This is a genomic window from Herbiconiux sp. L3-i23 (genome assembly GCF_023734115.1).
Classification (GTDB): domain Bacteria; phylum Actinomycetota; class Actinomycetes; order Actinomycetales; family Microbacteriaceae; genus Naasia.
Genome location: NZ_AP025737.1, coordinates 220,816 through 236,565 on the forward strand (window position 1 = coordinate 220,816; position 15,750 = coordinate 236,565).

A 15,750-nucleotide genomic window follows, 5' to 3' on the forward strand; every position below is an offset into this window, starting at 1 on the left:
GAACCGGTCCCACAGGCGAACACCCTAGTCGGACAGGCCGGGCGCGGTCATCCCGAATCCGCAGGACGAGCGCCGTGTTCGAATCGTGACCTTCGACGTGGGCTGGAACTTGCGACTCTGAGAGCGCTCGCTTACCGTCGACTCTGGAACCGGTTCCGCACCGAGATCGAAGACGGTCGACGGCGGAGCCCACCTTGCACCAGGACGATCCGGTCCCACTCGACCGGACGTCCGAATCTCAAAGAGGAGAGGAATTCATGAGCGCAAGACTGCGTCGTCGCCTCATCGTCCCGATCACCCTCGCCGCAGCTGCGGGCATCGCGCTCGCCGGTTGTACGGGGGACATCGCGGCGGAAGACGCGGCTGATGTCGACTGCACGCCCTACGAGGACTACGGCACGTTCGACGGCGAAGAGGTCACCATCTCGGGAACCATCGTCGAGACCGAGGCCGACCGCCTGATCGCTTCGTGGTCCGACTTCGCCACGTGCACCGACATCAACATCGAGTACCAGGGCAGCCGTGACTTCGAGGCAACCATCGCCCAGCTCGCCGAGGGCGGCAACGCTCCCGACATCGGCATCGTCCCGCAGCCCGGCCTCGTCGCGCTGCTGGCCGAGAACGGCTACCTCGAGGCAGCCCCCGAGGGCGTCGAGGCCAACGTCGACGAGTTCTGGAGCCCCGACTGGAAGGCGTACAGCACCATCGACGGCACCTTCTACGGCGCCCCGATGCTCGCAAGCGTCAAGGGCTACATCTGGTACTCGCCGGCCGAGTTCGAGGAGAAGGGCTACGAGATCCCGACCACGATCGACGAGCTCATGACCCTCACCCAGACCATCGCCGACGAGGGCGACCACCTTCCTTGGTGCGCAGGCCTCGAATCCGGTGAGGCGACCGGTTGGCCCGGAACCGACTGGATCGAGGACTTCGTGCTCCGCCAGGCGGGCCCCGAGGTCTACGACCAGTGGGTCACCCACGAGATCCCCTTCAACGACCCGCAGATCGTCGCGGCGTTCGACGCAGCCGGCGAGATCCTGAAGAACCCGGACTACATCGACGTGCAGTCGCTCGTCGCGACCCCGTTCCAGGAGGGTGGCCTGCCCATCCTCGACGGCACGTGCTCGCTGCACCACCAGGCCTCGTTCTACGAGGTCAACTGGGGTGACGGCGTGACCGTGGCGCCCGATGGCGACGTCTACGCGTTCATCATGCCCCCGGTCGAGGCCGGCGGTGACCTCCAGGTCACCGGTGGTGGCGAGACCGTCGTCGCGTTCCGTTCCAGCGACGCGATCACCGCGGTGCTCGAGCACATGAGCTCCGACACGTTCGCGCAGCTGCGCGTCGAGCAGGGCGGCACCGTCAGCGCCAACAACGCCGTCGACCCGTCCACCGCCTCGAGCCCGCTGCTGCAGCAGACGATCGAGATCCTGCAGGACCCGAACACGACGTTCCGCTACGACGGTTCCGACCTCATGCCGGGCGCCGTCGGATCGAACTCGTTCTGGAAGGGCATCGTCGGCTGGGTCAGCGGCGACAGCACCCAGCAGACGGTCGACACCATCGAGTCGAGCTGGCCGTCCTGATCGGTTGACGCCGCAATAGAGTGAGCGGGAGGATCGCATCCCCGGCCTGCCGGGCCACGTGATCCTCCCGCTCTCCCATCTTTCAACGTCGAACGAAGGGCACTGAAGCACCATGACCACCGCTGATCTGATCGGCAAGATCCTCCAGCTCGCCGGAGGCGTCGCGATATTCGCGGCGGTCGTCGGGCTCATCCTGTTCCTCGTGGACCGGGCCCCCAAGCGCAGCCGCGACTACCTGCAGCTCGCCGCGTTCGTCGGCCCTGCGCTGATCCTGCTCATCGTCGGTCTCATCTGGCCGGCCATCCGCACGACCAGCCTCGCGTTCTTCAACCGCACCGGCGAGTGGACCGGCTTCGACAACTTCATCTGGGCCTTCACCCAGCCCGATGCGTTGCGCACCCTGCTCAACACGGTCATCTGGGTCGTGCTGGTGCCGCTGCTGTCGACGGGAATCGGCCTCGCCTACGCCGTCTTCATCGACAAGAGCCGCGGTGAGCGGTTCTTCAAGGCGCTCGTGTTCATGCCGATGGCGATCTCCTTCGTCGGTGCCGGAATCATCTGGCGCTTCGTCTACGACTTCAAGTCGCAGGGTCGCGACCAGATCGGTCTGCTCAACGCGATCGTCGTCGCCTTCGGCGGCGAACCCGTGCAGTGGTTGCAGACCTCGCCGCTCAACACGTTCCTGCTCATCGTCGTCATGGTCTGGATCCAGACCGGTTTCGCGATGGTGGTGCTCTCGGCGGCGATCAAGGGCATCCCGACCGAGCAGATCGAGGCCGCGCAGCTCGACGGCACCAACGCCTGGCAGCGCTTCCGCAACGTCACCGTGCCCGGCATCCGCAGCTCGCTCGTGGTCGTGATCACCACCATCTCGATCGCGACTCTCAAGGTCTTCGACATCGTCCGCACGATGACCGCCGGAAACTTCGACACCAGCGTCGTCGCCAACGAGATGTACACCCAGGCGTTCCGAGCGAATGAGCCCGGTCGAGGGTCGGCGCTCGCGGTGATCCTGTTCCTGCTCGTGCTCCCGATCGTCATCTACAACGTCCGTGTTCTTCGTAAGCAGAGGGAAGTCCGATGAGCAGCGTCGCTCCTGTCGACCTACCGATCCCCGGATCGAAAGCCACCAAGGGCGCGATCGAGGTCGCGGAGGAGGGGCAGGCGCAGACGATGCGCGTCAAGCGCCGCCTGACCTCGCGCGGCGCGACGATCGCGGCCCTCATCATCGCGGTGCTGTGGACGATGCCCACCTTCGGGCTGTTCATCTCGTCGTTCCGCCCCGCCGAGGCCATTCAGAGCTCCGGCTGGTGGACCTGGTTCGTGAACCCGAGCTTCACGCTCGAGAACTACCAGGAGGTGCTGCTGTCGACGTCGCAGTCGTCGCCCCAGCTCGGCGCCTACTTCGCGAACTCGCTGTTCATCGCGATCCCGGCGACGCTGTTCCCGCTCGTGCTCGCCTCGATGGCCGCGTACGCCTTCGCGTGGATCAAGTTCAAGGGCAGTGGCGCTCTGTTCATCCTGGTGTTCGCGCTGCAGATCGTCCCGCTGCAGATGGCGCTCATCCCGCTGTTGCAGCTGTTCAGCGCCGCGCTGCGCCCCGGCCAGGAGTGGCTGCACGATGTCATCCCGTTCATCCCGACGCAGAACTATCTGCCGATCTGGATCGCGCACACGATCTTCGCCCTGCCGCTCGCGATCTTCCTGCTGCACAACTTCATCTCCGAGATCCCCGGTGAGGTGATCGAGGCGGCACGTGTCGACGGCGCGAGCCACACGCAGGTGTTCTTCCGGATCATCCTGCCCCTCGCGATCCCCGCCATCGCATCGTTCGCGATCTTCCAGTTCCTCTGGGTCTGGAACGACCTGCTGGTGGCGTTGATCTTCTCCGGCGGCACGCAGGACGCGGCCCCACTCACACAACGATTGGCCGAGCTGACAGGTTCGCGAGGTCAGGAGTGGCAACGTTTGACGGCGGCCGCGTTCGTCTCGCTGGTGGTGCCGCTGATCGTGTTCTTCAGCCTGCAGCGCTACTTCGTGAGAGGTCTGCTCGCGGGATCCACGAAGGGCTAGCGACTGATCGAAGCGCCGAGTTCTGTCGGTGTTGTTGCTGCAGCACCGACAGAACTGGGTGATTCATGGCGCGTCCGGGCTTGATGCCCCGTATCGGGTTCGCCGCCGCCTGGCGCGACGTCCGTCAAGTCGGCTAGAACGAACGAGGCGCGAACAGGCCCGACGCGTCCGGCATGATCAGCTCGTTCGTCAGCTCCTGCGGGGTCCGCCAGACGAGGTGGCTGACCTCGAGCGCCGACCAACGCCCCGGACGTCCGACCGAGAATTCGGCGTCACCGCCGGCATAGCGCAGCACGATCTTCTCCGCCCCCTCCTCGAGCTCCACCCCCGGCGCGAGCTCAGCGGTGTCGACGCGGGGCAGCCCCTCCTTGGCCCGCCAGATCCGGGCCAGGAGCAGAACCAGCAGCAACTCCGCCGTTGTCTGATCGGAGAAGGTGCCGATCAGGTTCGCGGACCGCTCCACCTTCACCACGGCGAACCGGTCGCCGGCCCGGCGGACCTCGTGAGCGACCTCGAAGTCACCCCACCCGACGATCGTGTCCGGCGACGCCGAGCTCGGAATGAGCCCCGCCATCGACGCCCACACGTTCAAGACCTCTTCGGTTTCCGCCACTGGGTGCCCTTCGGGATGCCGCGCGGGCGCGGCCGAGGAGGACCGCCGCGCGGCCGCCTAGTCGTTGTTCGTCTGCATGTCGTGCTGATCGTAGTTCCTCCGCGGGGACCGGGATCGCACCGCCGGAGCCCCCCGGAACGATCACCACCACTCACAACGCCGCTAACCAGGTCGCCGGAACGAGCGCTGACTACTCAGACTGGGACTGACCCGCTCCCCACAAAACGGTGAGCAGCATTTCTGCGCCTGAGCAACCGATTCGGTATTCGCTCACCGACGGTGTGCGTCTCGTGGGACGCGCGTCGACGGCGCCCCGTGGGCTGATCTGTTCGTCGGACCGAGCCGCGACGGCTCGACCGTGGTCGAATTGTTCGCGCATCTGGACGTCAGGGCGCAAAACGTCCTGATCTTTCACGTCATGCCCGCCCGCCCCTCGACTCTGCGACGGGCGAGGCAGATCATCGAAGAACGGAGGAACCCCAAATGAGCACCACTCAGAAGACGGACCCGCTGGTCGGCGGACCGGTCAGCGATGAGGAACAGGCCGCCTACTCGGCATGGTCCGACCGGATCGAAGCCGACGACTACGAGCCCGCCCCGGACGGGGAGGTCTTCGTCGGAGAAGACGCAGCGCGCAGCGCGACCGAGCTGCTGGAAGCGATCATCGGCGCCGACGCTCTCACCGAAGCGATCGGACGCGGCCGCCCAGGACTCGAGGGCAAGGCCGGCGTTGGGCCCTCGGTGAAGCGACAGGTGCGCCTCCCGCAGGACCTCGACGCACGGCTCGCCGCCCGCGCCGAAGCCGAGCACGTCGAGCTCAGCGTCATCATGCGCCGAGCCCTTGACGTCTACCTCAAACAGATCGCCTAGCGATGCGGACCCACGCCGAGGCCCGGGCCGAAGCGGCAGCGATCCTCGCCCAACTCTCAGAGCGGCAGGGCGTCGCCCTCGCGTTCTACGCCGGCCAGCACGGCGTGCCCGAGAGCGAAGACCACATCGACGTATGGGTGTTCAACTGGAACAGCGCCACCTACCAGCGCACCGGCAATATCCGCAATCAGATCCTCATGGGTCCAATCGCCGTGCCGAAAGACGACCGGCCGGCAGTGATTCTAGGTACCGCGGGCACGACGGCAGAAGAACTCGACCGCTGGAGATCCGGCGCCAAGCGGCGCTGAGCGACGTCCGTATGAGGATCCACAAGCGGGACTCGGCGCACATCAAAGCATCCTCGTCCCGTGACGGCCACACCGTCGTGAGGGCGATCTACCGGGTGAGCGTGCTGGCGGGAGTGGTGCGGCGGTTCTTGATGAGGAAGATCGCGACGAGCGCGAGCACGGTGTAGACGATGTTGATCGTCCCGGCGAGCGAGAGGAGGGTGCCGTCACCTTCGCTGCTGCCGTGGGCGTCGATGCCGCCGGTGGCGAGGATGGTCGTCGGGTCGGTGGCGGCGTGGAGCAGGATCGGCCAGATGAGGCGGCCGGTGAGGCGCAGCGAGAGGTACATCATGCCGCCGAACCCGAAGGTGTAGACCACCGTCACCAACACGGCGACGGGCGACTGGCCTGAGAACACATTTCCCGAGTGCAGCAGCGCGAAGTACAGGGTGGACAGTACGAACACGAGCCGTTCCCCGTAGCCGCCGCGGCGCAGCATCGTCACGACTAGGCCACGGGTGAGCAGTTCTTCGGCGAAGCCGACGCACAGCCCGAGGAACAGCAGCGACAGCACCACCGCGACCGAGTACGCCGACCAGTTCGTCGCGACCAGTCGCATGACGACGGGGATCAGGACCAGCGCAACAGCGATCCACATCCAGGCGCGCCCCCGCACTGGCTGAGGGCCGAACACCTCCCTAGTCCAGCCGACGGATCGGGCGAACAGGAGCAGCAGCACGCCGCCAAGGAGGATGGGAAGCGCGGTGGAGAAGAAGATGCTCAGCGGCGTCGACCGCGGCGGAGTGACCTCCTTCGACCCCGGCAGCACCTACTACCCAACCGGGCAGGGCAACACCGAAGCCCTCGGCACCTCCGGCGCCACCAACGCCTACTGGATCACCAGCCGACTCGGCCTCCTCGCCGAGAAGTACGTCGGAGCCAGCGCCGCCGTCTATGAACGCGACGGCAACGGGCGAGCGATCGGCGCCCGCGACGCCTCCGACCCCACGATGGCGTACTACGTCACCGACGCCCTCGGCTCAGTTATCGGCCTCTTCTTCGGCGACGGAAACTACGCCGGCGGCTACTCCTACGACCCCTACGGCCAAACCCGCTACCAAACCGCGGGCTACGTCATGGACCTCAACCACCTCCGCTACATCAGCGGCCAATGGGACTCCGACGCCGGCCTCTACAAGCTCGGAGCCCGCTTCTATGACCCCAGCATCGGCCGCTTCAACCAGGCTGACCCGTCGGGACAGGAAGAAAATCCCTATAGCTATGCCGGGTGCAACCCCGTCAATGCGACAGACCCCACCGGACTCGACGCGGCGTGCAATCTGGCAATCACTGCCTTCGTTCTCGCTGCGGTGGGCTTCGTTACGAGCGCCGCGACTCTAATCATCTCGGCCTTCGCCGCGGCACCGACCTTCGGAGTGTCCGCTGCGGTCGGCGCGTTGGGAGCCGCAGGGTTCATCGTGTCGGGCGCCGGCCGTGTGCTCGCAGGAAAAGGGATAGCAGACTTCTGCTGATGAGAAGGATTCCGAACGCCCTGCCCTTCGCGTTACTCGCAGCGGGAGCAGCTGCCTCCAGCGTTGCATTGTTCCTAATCGCCGCGATCGTCGCCTCCGAAGTGAGCTGGGTTGCGACAGTGTTCGGTGTAGTGGCGGCGGTTGTCGCTGCTGCTTCCATCGTTGGATTTGTGATCGTGAATGCGCGTCGGTAACCCTGACGACGGCCGTTCTAGAACCAACCCATGGCTGCCCGTCGAGACGGGGCAAGAGCCGGCGCCCGCGGGCTCAACTTGTTCGGCATAGCTGCCTCAAGCGCGCATTCGCGGCGTGGTTAGGAGCGGGCCCCTTGTGCGTCAGAAAGGGGATCCGAGCGGGCAGGAGGGCATCCCTACGCCTACGCCGCCTGTAACCCCGTGAATGCCTCAGACCCCTCCGGACTCGAATGCAACTTGGTGACCCTCGGAACGTATGCAGGATTCGGGGCGGCCCTCGGCGCGGTCGGCGGTGGAGCAATCGGCGGCTTTGTTGGGACGCTTGGAGGGCCGTTCGTGCCTGTCACCGTTCCGGGTGGAATTGGAGCAGGAGCTGCGATTGGCGGTCTCATTGGAGGGGTAGCGTCGACCGCGGCCGGCCTCAGTGAGGACTGCTATCTTGCGGAGTAACCGCTGGCAGAGAGGCGAGAATGTCCGATGACAGACCGTTGGCTAGTTCCTCTCCTTATTCCCGTCGTGCTCGGTGGCGCCGTTGTGGGTTACTTTGCGGCACCGCTTCCATCCGGTACCTGGCTGGTGGTGCTACTCGGATACTTGATCGGAGTGGTTCCGGTTTACCTCGCTTGCTACGGCGCCTGGAAACAGCAACGGAAGCGCGTCTGACACATCGGGGGTCGACGAACCGGTCCCGGTCCGAATGTGACGTTCGCTAAGGAGCGAGGCGAGATCGCCACCACGCGAGCCCCGCTTCCTTAAGGCGATCCCTATGGGGACAGCTGCGCTGCGCGGGACAATGCCGGGGTGATCTATCGCGCTCTGACTTTCACCGTCCAGGCATGGCAGGCAGTTGACGCAGCGATCGACAGCAGCGTATCGATCGACGTAGTCGAAGGCGACGTGGTGTCAGCCATGAGGGGGGCCGTCGTTCGCGACGCGGGCTGGCGCGCCAGCTTCCACGCGCACGGACAGAACTTCGGGAGCGGCTGGCCCCCGGGCGAGGAAGAGCTAACCCTCGAGCTGTCGAAGGAGCACTGGCAGTATGTGGCTGATCAGCTCGAGCGATGGCAGCGCGTCTCCGGTTCGGACGTGCTCGATGCGGTTCTCGATGACGTCCGAACGGCGCTTTCTACGCGTCCGTAACGGGTTCGTCCAGCGGGAGTCGCAAGTCGATGCGCGATGGCCGAGGCGGCGGGAGAGTAGCAGTCCCGTAAGACCCGTCCGAAAGGATTCCCGCTCAGGGGACCGTTACTGATCCCTCCGTCAGGTTACCGCCGACGTCGCGAGCTCACGCGATCGCCGGTAGAACGAGGCGCGAGACATTCCGAGGTCTCGCGCCACCTGGGCGGCAGGCTCGCCGCTTTCGACGAGTCGGATGGCGCTGCGGATCTGGCTGTCGGTGATGCGTTGCGGACGGCCGCCGAGATCCTTGCCGGCTTCGCGCCTCTTGCTGACCGAGTCGGTCACTCGCTCCCGTTTGATCTCGTACTCCATCTGAGCGAGGGCGGCCATGATCGTGAACAGCATCGACCCCATTGGGGTGGAGGTGTCGACGTCGCCGCCGCCGAGGTTGAGGACGCGGAGGCCGGCGCCTCTAGTTCGGAGCTCGTCGGCGAAGGCGAGCATGTTGTGTGTGGATCGGCCGAGTCGGTCGAGTGTGGTGATGACGAGAGTGTCGCCGGGGTGCAGGGCCTCGAGCGCTCGGTCGAATTGTGGCCGGGAGGCGAGTGCGCCCGAGACGCCATGATCGGTGTAGAGATCGTCTCTACGTATGCCGGCCGCGAGGAGGTCCGTTTCCTGCCGGTCAGTGGATTGGTTGCGGGTCGAGACCCGCGCGTACCCGATCAGCTTTGCCATCTCGACCTCTATGTGTCTCGTAACCAACGTTGCAGTCATGAGGATAGGCGCTCACTTGTGATACATAGTTGCGAGACTTACCGTTGCGCGGAAATGTGGACTCCGCCCCTGTTCGAATCGACTGTATACGAGACGTCTCGTATCCCAAGGGATATGGGACGGTTCCGTTGTTTGCAAGGGCTAGCCGTCGCGCTACTTGCAGGCGGAGACGATCGGCGACGTCAGGAGTTCCAGGTGCGCCAGAGTTCGGCGTAGTCGCCGTTCAGCGCCATGAGCTCCTCGTGGCTGCCGACCTCGGTGAGGTTGCCCGCCCGCATCACCGCGACCCGGTCGGCGTCGCGCGACGTGTGCAGGCGGTGGGCGATCGCGATGACGGTGCGTCCGCGCAGCACGGCCGACATGGTGCGCTCGAGGTCGCGGGCGGCACCCGGGTCGATGAGCGACGTCGCCTCGTCGAGCACCAGGATCGACGGATCGAGCAGGATGAGGCGGGCGAGCGCCAGCTGCTGCGACTGGCCGGGGCTCAGCGCCATGCCGCCGGATCCCACCATGGTCCGCACGCCCTCGGGCAGCACCGACACCCACGGCCACGCGTCGACCACCCGCAGCGCCGAGATCAGCTCCTCGTGCGTCGCGTCGGTCTTGGCGAGGCGCAGGTTCTCGGCGATCGAGCCGACGAAGAGGTGGTGCTCCTGGGTGACGAGCGCGACCTGCTTGCGGAGGTCTTCGACGGGAAGGTCGACGAGCCGCACGCCGCCCACGCGGACATCTCCGGAGGTCGGGGTGTCGATCCCGGTCATCAGGCGGGCGAGGGTCGACTTGCCGGAGCCCGACGGGCCGACGATCGCGAGGCGTTCGCCGGGTTCGAGGTCGAGGTCGATGCCCTTGAGCACGTCAATGCCCTCGCGGTAGGAGTAGCGGACGTCGCTCACTGTGAGCTCGTCGCCCTCGGGAGTCTCGCCGGTCGCATGCCGGTCGGGGGGTACCTGGCCGACTCCGACGATGCGGGACAGCGCCGTCGTCCCAACCTGGATCTCGTCCATCCACGCGATCAGCTCGTTGACCGGCCCGACGAGCTGGGTGGCGATGAGGGCGACCGAGGTCACCTCGCCGATCGTCGCGCCGCCGGTGCCGATCAGGTACGTGCCCCACGCCACCACGACGATGATCGGCAGCAGGAAGGCGAAGTCGGTGAGAGGGAAGAACACCGATCGCAGTCCGAGCGTGTAGCGCTCGGTGTCCCGGCGTTCGCGCAGTGCCGCGTCGACCTCACTGCGACGCACCGGCGCGAGCCCGAGCGCCTCGATCGTGCGAGCGCCCTCGACGGTCTCGCTGATGGTTCCGCTGAGGCGCGCGAACGAGGCGAGCTGTCGCTGGTAGCCGGCGCCCGCCCGCCGCAGGTACCAGCGGCTGGCGAGCACGAGGATCGGCACTCCGACGAACATCGCCAGCGCGACGACCGGGTTGATGAACAGCGCCGTCCCGGCGGTCAAGAGGGCGGTCACGCTGGCGACCAGGATGCGCGGCACCCCGAAGCGGACCGTCTGCGCGATGCTCTCGACGTCGTTGGTGGCACGGGAGAGCAGGTCGCCCGTGCCGGCCTTCTCGACGGTGGCGAGCGGCAGTCGGGTCACATCGTCGAGCAGGTTTTCGCGCAGGATGGCGAACACCGTCTCGCCGAGCACGAGCGACTGGCGCTGCGCGAACCGGATGAGCAGGGCCTGCGCGACGACGGTGCCGAGCAGCAGGCCGGCGGCCTGCAGGATGGACTGGTCGCTCGCGCGCCCCTCGGTGATGGAGTCGATCACCGCGCCGATGACGACGGGGCTCACGAGACCGGCGATCGCCGCCAGAGTGTGCAGGGCGAGCGCGACGGCGAGCTCGAGCTTGTGCGCCCTGATCAGGCGAGCGCCGGTGGCCCTGACGGCGGCGGTATCAGCGATCGGCAGCAGCATCGCGGTTCTCCTCAGGGGTCCGGGTGACGATCGAGCGGTAGACGCGAGCGGCGTCGTCGTCGCGCCCGAGCAGATCGCCGTGGCGACCCTCGCCGACGACGCGGCGGTCGTCGAGGACGAGTACGGTGTCCGCCTTCTCGAGCAGGAGGGGACTCGCGGTGACCACGACGGTCGTGCGGCCCTCCCGCGCGTCGGCGAGACGCTCGGCGATGCGCTGCTCGGTGCGCGAGTCGACCGCGCTCGTCGGCTCGATCAGTACGAGCACCTCGGCGTCGGTCAGCAATGCCCTCGCGAGGCTCAGGCGTTGCCGCTCGCCACCCGAGAACGAGCGGCCCCTCTCGGTGACGGTCTCCTCGAGTCCCTCGGGCAGGGCCGAGACGGTCTCGGCGACGGCCGCCGTCTCGATCGCGGAGTTGACGCGCCGGATCTGGCCCGTCGCCGTGCTCGTGTACTCGGCCTGCCGGATCGGTGCGAGGTCGAGGCCTTCGAGCAGCGAGCCGCGGAACATGTGCGGCATCGCGTCGTTCACGACGATGCGCTTGCGCACGACCGACAGGGGGACGCTCGTGCTGTCGATCCCGCCCCACAGCACCGGCGCATCCGACGCGGCGAGGTCGTCGAATCGCCCGAGCCGGGTGGCGACTGCGGCGGCCTCGTCGGGGTTGCGGGAGACGATGGCGGTGAACCGGCCCGGCGCGATGTGCGCGCCGCTCGCCACGTCGACGAGTTCCGCGTGCTCGGGCGGCACCTGGGTGGCGTCGGGTCGATCCTGCACCGCAGCCTCGACGCGCAGCACGTCGAGCACCCGGCGGCTGGCGACGAAGCCGCGGGTGAAGACGCCGATCGCCTCCACCCCCGTCGAGATCGGCTGCACCAGGAACGACGCGTAGCCGTAGACCGTGACGAGCTCGCCGGGTGTCGCGCGGCCGTCGAGCACGAGGCGTGCGCCGTAGATCGCCATTGCGGCAAGGAAGATGCCGGGGATCAGCACCTGGGCGGCGTTCAGCCACGACTGCACCGACGCGACCTCGGCGCCGGACCGGCGCACGGCCTGCGACCTGGTCGTGTAGCGCTCGACGAACGCCTCCTCGCCGCCGACGCCGCGGAGGATGCGCAGGCCCGCGACCGCGTCGGCGCCGAGGGTCGCAAGGGCGCCGAACTGTGCGCGCTGCTTGGCCTGCTTGTACTGCAGCGGGCGCACGAGGAAGGCGAGGATCAGCGACGAGACCGGAACGCTCAGCAGCGCGATCAGGCCGAGCTCGAACGACGAGGTGAAGAGGATGATCGACACCGCCGCCCAGGCGAGCACGGCTCCCGCGAGCCGCGCGACGACGTCGAACATCTCGCCGAGCCGGTTCGCGTCGGCGGTGACGGTCGCGACGATCTCGCCCGCGGTCTTCTCGCTGGTCAACGCCCGACCGGTGTCCGCCGAGTGATGCCCGATCAGCCGAGCGGTCGATAGCGACGATCGCAGGAAGTTCGACACGGCCATGCGATGGCGCAGCATCCCGGAGAGCGACTGCACCACGACGACGCCGAGAAGGGCGAGGAGCCACGGGCCGACGGCAGCCAGTGATCCCCCCGATCCGGCGTCGATGGCGCGTCCGAGCAGCAGCGGCCACACCGCCTGGCACGCCATCCAGACGATGCCGAAGGCGATGCCGAGAGCGAGGGTGCCGGGCTGGCGGCGGGCCAGCCAGCCGAGAAAGGTCCAGACCGAGCGCAGAGGAGGTCGCTCGGCGGACGGCGAATGCGCGGCGAAGGTGATCGACACGGCGGAAGACTCCTGAAGGAAGTGGGCGTGCGGAGTGCGGTGGACGGCTGCTGGTCAGCGGATGGTGTGCGCGACGTGCAGCCGGTCGGCCTCGCCGGGCGGAAGCGGCCGGACCCGGCGACCGGCGACCAGCAGCTGGATCTGCGCCGCCGCCTCGAGCTCTTCGCTCAGGTCGATCGCGGACGCGATGTCGGCGCCGGCGACGACCGTGCCGTGGTTGCCGAGCAGCATGGCTGCGGTGTCGGCCGCGGCTCGCGCGACCCCCGCCGCCAGATCGTCGCTGCCGGGTGGCGCATACGGGAGCAGCGGCACGGATCGCAGGCGCATCGCGTGGTACGGCGTGAGCGTCTCGAGCGGGAACTCGTTATCCGGCTCGAGGCAGGACAGCGCGGTCGCGTGCGGCGAATGCAGATGCACCACGGCGCCGCTACCCGGTCGCGTTCGATACACCGCGAGGTGCAGCGGCCACTCCTTCGACGGGCGTCCGCGGGGCGGCTCATCGCCGAGCGAGAGCTCTGCGAGATCGGCTTCCGTCACCCGCGACAGGCTCGAGCCGGTCGGGGTGATGAGGATGCGGTCGCCGTCCCGCGCGCTGACGTTGCCGGAACTACCGGGGGAGAGTCCTCGCGTTGCCAGATGACGTGCCGCCTCGATCAGGTCGGCCGCCCTGCTCATCGGACGCCCTCGAGCGGCATCGCCGCGTAGAGCAGCTCGGGCGCCTCGGCGAGAATCGCGCGTTCGACTTCCCCCGTGGCGTCGCTGGTGACCACGGTGTCGATCGACGACAGGCGGCCGAATCGGATGGGTGCTCGCCCGCCGATCTTCGTCGAGTCGACCACGAGGATGGTCCGGCGGGCCGCCGCGGCCATCGCCCGCTTGGTCTCGGCGTCGATCTCATTGACGCAGAGCAGGCCGGTCTCGTCGACCGCGGTGGCCGAGAGCACCGCCACGTCGATGGCGACCCGGTCGAGAACGGCGGTGACGCTGGAACCGCCAAAGGAGCGGGTGGACGGCTCGTACCGTCCGCCGAGCCCGATCAGCTCGATGTCGTCCCGCTCGGTGCACGCCGTGATGACCGGAACGGAGTGGGTGACGACGGTGGCCGGCCCCTCGAGCAGAGCGGCGACGGCCGCCGCGGTGGTGCCCGCGTCGATGGCGATCGTGCCCGCACCACGCAGCAGCTCGGCACAGCGAGCGGCGATCACCTGCTTCTCGAGACCGGCGTGACGGTCGCGCTCCTCGAACGGGGCGCCGCGGGACACGCCGCTCGGCAGGCTGGCGCCGCCGGCCACACGGCGCGCGGCTCCGTCGAGGTGCAGCTGCCGCAGATCGCGTCGGATGGTCATCTCGGAGACGCCGAACTCCTCGGCGATCGCCGAGGAGGAGACGTAGCCGTCGGACGCGATGCGCCGAAGCAACTCCTCGCGTCGAGCCGGAGCCTCCGTGTAGCGCACGACTCAATCCAACTCGCACCGACGAAAAGTTGTCAAGAAGACAACAGAACTTGACTCAAGTGTTCAGAACTGAACACAATCGAGTGTGAGGAGCGACGAGGCCGATGGCAGCACCACGACCGCCCTCGGTGTCGACGTCGGCAGCAGCAACGTCAAAGTCGTCCTCGTCCGCATCGGCGCGAGCGTCGACGAGCTCGCGGTCTGCGCGGCGCCGACCCCGGCCGACGCGGACTCCCTCGTCCGCGTGGTCTTCGATCTGATCCGGAGCGTGGTGGTCTCGGCTCCCGAGACTCCGTCCGCCATCGGGATCGCCTCCATGGCGGAATCGGGCGTGCCGCTCGGGGCCGATGATCGGCCGCTTCGCCCCATCGTGCGCTGGGACGGCGACGACGATTCCGTCGATCTCGAACGTCTGCTCGACGCCTTCGGCGCCGACGAGCTCTACCGCCGCACGGGAGTGCCGGCGCTCGCCAAGGCTCCGCTCGTGCTCTGGGCGGGGCTGCGTCGACGCGAGCCGGAGACCTGGGCGGCGATGAGTCGCTGGGCGGGCGTCGCGGACCTCGTCGGCCTCGCCTTGACCGGCGTGCTCGCGACCGACCACACCCTCGCCGCCCGCACAATGGCGTTCGCGGTGCCGCCCGACCGTGCGCTCGGCGGGTGGGACGAGGAGCTCCTCGCCACCGTCGGCCTCGACGCCAGCCGCCTGCCCGTTGTCCGCCCATCGGGCCAGCCCGTCGGACCCGTCACCGACTCCGTAGCCGCGCGGACCGGCCTTCCCTCCGGGGTTCCCGTGTACATCGCCGGGCACGACCACTCCGTCGGCGGCTGGGCCGCGGGAGCGAGGCGACCCGGCGAGGTCGCCGACTCCATCGGAACGGCCGAGGCGCTCGTGCGAGTGCTCGACGCGGAGCCCGACCGGTCGAGCATCAGACCGACCGGGATGAGCGTCACCCGCTCCGTCACCGGGTCGCCCGTCCTGCTCGCCGGATCCGCGTCGTCCGGCGCATTCGCCAAATGGTGGTTCACCCATCGGACGGGCGTACGCGATCCCGGGGAGGTCCTCGCGGCGCTCGCCGACGAGCCGGTCGCGCCCACCCCGTACACCGTCCTGCCCTACCTCTCGGGCCGTCAGACCCCTGAGCCCGATCGGCGAGCGGTGAGCCGAGTCCTCGACGAAGCGGGCCGCGATGTCGACGCTGCCCGTGGCGACGCGGTGCTGCTCGCTCGCGCGATGTTCGAAGGACTCTCGCTGCACGCGCGGTGGATGCTCGAGACCCAACGCGGCTTCGTGGGCCGCGAAGTCGGAGCCATCCGCGTCCTCGGCGGGCCCGGCGGCGGCAACCGCCCGTGGATGAGTGTCAAAGCGCAGGTGTTCACCGCCCCGACGCGGCTCGCCACCGTCTCGCAACCCGTCGCCACCGGGGCGGCGCTGCTCGCCGCAGTCCGCGCGGGAGCGGTCGCCGACGCCCCCGAACTGCCGTCCGTCGCACTCGAGCGCGATCCCGGAGACCCGTACGACGCCGCCTACCGACGATTCGTCACCGCGGCCACCGCCTGA

General features: G+C 68.0%; 15 protein-coding genes. 8 read left to right on the forward strand and 7 right to left on the reverse strand.

All coding sequences use genetic code 11. The annotated features are described in order from the left end of the window. Positions 1-257: 257 nt before the first annotated feature. The 3 genes from NGH83_RS01170 to NGH83_RS01180 all read left to right on the forward strand — a co-directional run bounded on the left by NGH83_RS01170 (position 258) and on the right by NGH83_RS01180 (position 3,659). Positions 258-1,586, forward strand: a complete 1,329-nt coding sequence (locus tag NGH83_RS01170; protein WP_251857254.1) for an ABC transporter substrate-binding protein — start codon at positions 258-260, stop codon at positions 1,584-1,586. A 112-nt stretch (positions 1,587-1,698) separates the two neighbouring features. After that, entirely contained in the window at positions 1,699-2,670 is a 972-nt protein-coding gene (locus NGH83_RS01175; protein ID WP_251857255.1) for a carbohydrate ABC transporter permease, read from the forward strand. Continuing rightward, on the forward strand, positions 2,667-3,659 hold the full coding sequence (locus NGH83_RS01180) for a carbohydrate ABC transporter permease (protein ID WP_251857256.1): 993 nt from the start codon (positions 2,667-2,669) through the stop codon (positions 3,657-3,659). The genes NGH83_RS01175 and NGH83_RS01180 overlap by 4 nt, the downstream gene beginning before the upstream one ends. 133 nt (positions 3,660-3,792) lie before the next feature. Here NGH83_RS01180 and NGH83_RS01185 read toward each other — a convergent pair whose 3' ends face one another. After that, positions 3,793-4,272, reverse strand: a complete 480-nt coding sequence (locus NGH83_RS01185; RefSeq protein WP_251857257.1) for a hypothetical protein — start codon at positions 4,270-4,272, stop codon at positions 3,793-3,795. Between the two features lie 483 nt (positions 4,273-4,755). Here NGH83_RS01185 and NGH83_RS01190 point away from each other — a divergent pair, with 483 nt between their 5' ends. Then, a complete protein-coding gene (locus NGH83_RS01190; protein WP_251857258.1) occupies positions 4,756-5,142 on the forward strand; it encodes a ribbon-helix-helix protein, CopG family in 387 nt (128 codons plus the stop codon). Between the two features lie 2 nt (positions 5,143-5,144). Further along, complete coding sequence (locus tag NGH83_RS01195) at positions 5,145-5,450, forward strand: YrhB domain-containing protein (protein WP_251857259.1); 306 nt, start codon at positions 5,145-5,147, stop codon at positions 5,448-5,450. Positions 5,451-5,538: 88 nt separating this feature from the next. On the opposite strand, the gene NGH83_RS01200 is transcribed toward NGH83_RS01195, so the two are convergent. Further along, complete coding sequence (locus NGH83_RS01200) at positions 5,539-6,168, reverse strand: CPBP family intramembrane glutamic endopeptidase (protein WP_251857260.1); 630 nt, start codon at positions 6,166-6,168, stop codon at positions 5,539-5,541. A gap of 25 nt (positions 6,169-6,193) precedes the next feature. On the opposite strand from NGH83_RS01200, the gene NGH83_RS01205 reads away from it, so the two are divergent. Further along, the gene (locus NGH83_RS01205) at positions 6,194-6,961 is read left to right on the forward strand and encodes an RHS repeat-associated core domain-containing protein (protein ID WP_251857261.1); all 768 of its coding nucleotides are present in this window, start codon (positions 6,194-6,196) and stop codon (positions 6,959-6,961) included. Positions 6,962-7,956: 995 nt separating this feature from the next. Next, the gene (locus NGH83_RS01210; RefSeq protein ID WP_251857262.1) at positions 7,957-8,295 is read left to right on the forward strand and encodes a hypothetical protein; all 339 of its coding nucleotides are present in this window, start codon (positions 7,957-7,959) and stop codon (positions 8,293-8,295) included. A 120-nt stretch (positions 8,296-8,415) separates the two neighbouring features. On the opposite strand, the gene NGH83_RS01215 is transcribed toward NGH83_RS01210, so the two are convergent. From NGH83_RS01215 to NGH83_RS01235, 5 genes are all read right to left on the reverse strand, one after another. Then, entirely contained in the window at positions 8,416-9,009 is a 594-nt protein-coding gene (locus tag NGH83_RS01215) for a recombinase family protein (protein ID WP_251857263.1), read from the reverse strand. Between the two features lie 221 nt (positions 9,010-9,230). Then, a complete protein-coding gene (locus NGH83_RS01220) occupies positions 9,231-10,964 on the reverse strand; it encodes an ABC transporter ATP-binding protein (protein ID WP_251857264.1) in 1,734 nt (577 codons plus the stop codon). Beyond that, positions 10,945-12,738, reverse strand: coding sequence for an ABC transporter ATP-binding protein (locus tag NGH83_RS01225; protein WP_251857265.1), 1,794 nt, complete (start codon positions 12,736-12,738; stop codon positions 10,945-10,947). The genes NGH83_RS01220 and NGH83_RS01225 overlap by 20 nt, the downstream gene beginning before the upstream one ends. Before the next feature lie 54 nt (positions 12,739-12,792). Then, a complete protein-coding gene (locus tag NGH83_RS01230; RefSeq protein ID WP_251857266.1) occupies positions 12,793-13,413 on the reverse strand; it encodes a class II aldolase/adducin family protein in 621 nt (206 codons plus the stop codon). Further along, the gene (locus NGH83_RS01235) at positions 13,410-14,192 is read right to left on the reverse strand and encodes a DeoR/GlpR family DNA-binding transcription regulator (RefSeq protein ID WP_251857267.1); all 783 of its coding nucleotides are present in this window, start codon (positions 14,190-14,192) and stop codon (positions 13,410-13,412) included. Before NGH83_RS01235 ends, NGH83_RS01230 begins: the two co-directional genes overlap by 4 nt. 85 nt (positions 14,193-14,277) lie before the next feature. Here NGH83_RS01235 and NGH83_RS01240 point away from each other — a divergent pair, with 85 nt between their 5' ends. After that, complete coding sequence (locus NGH83_RS01240) at positions 14,278-15,750, forward strand: L-fuculokinase (RefSeq protein WP_251857268.1); 1,473 nt, start codon at positions 14,278-14,280, stop codon at positions 15,748-15,750.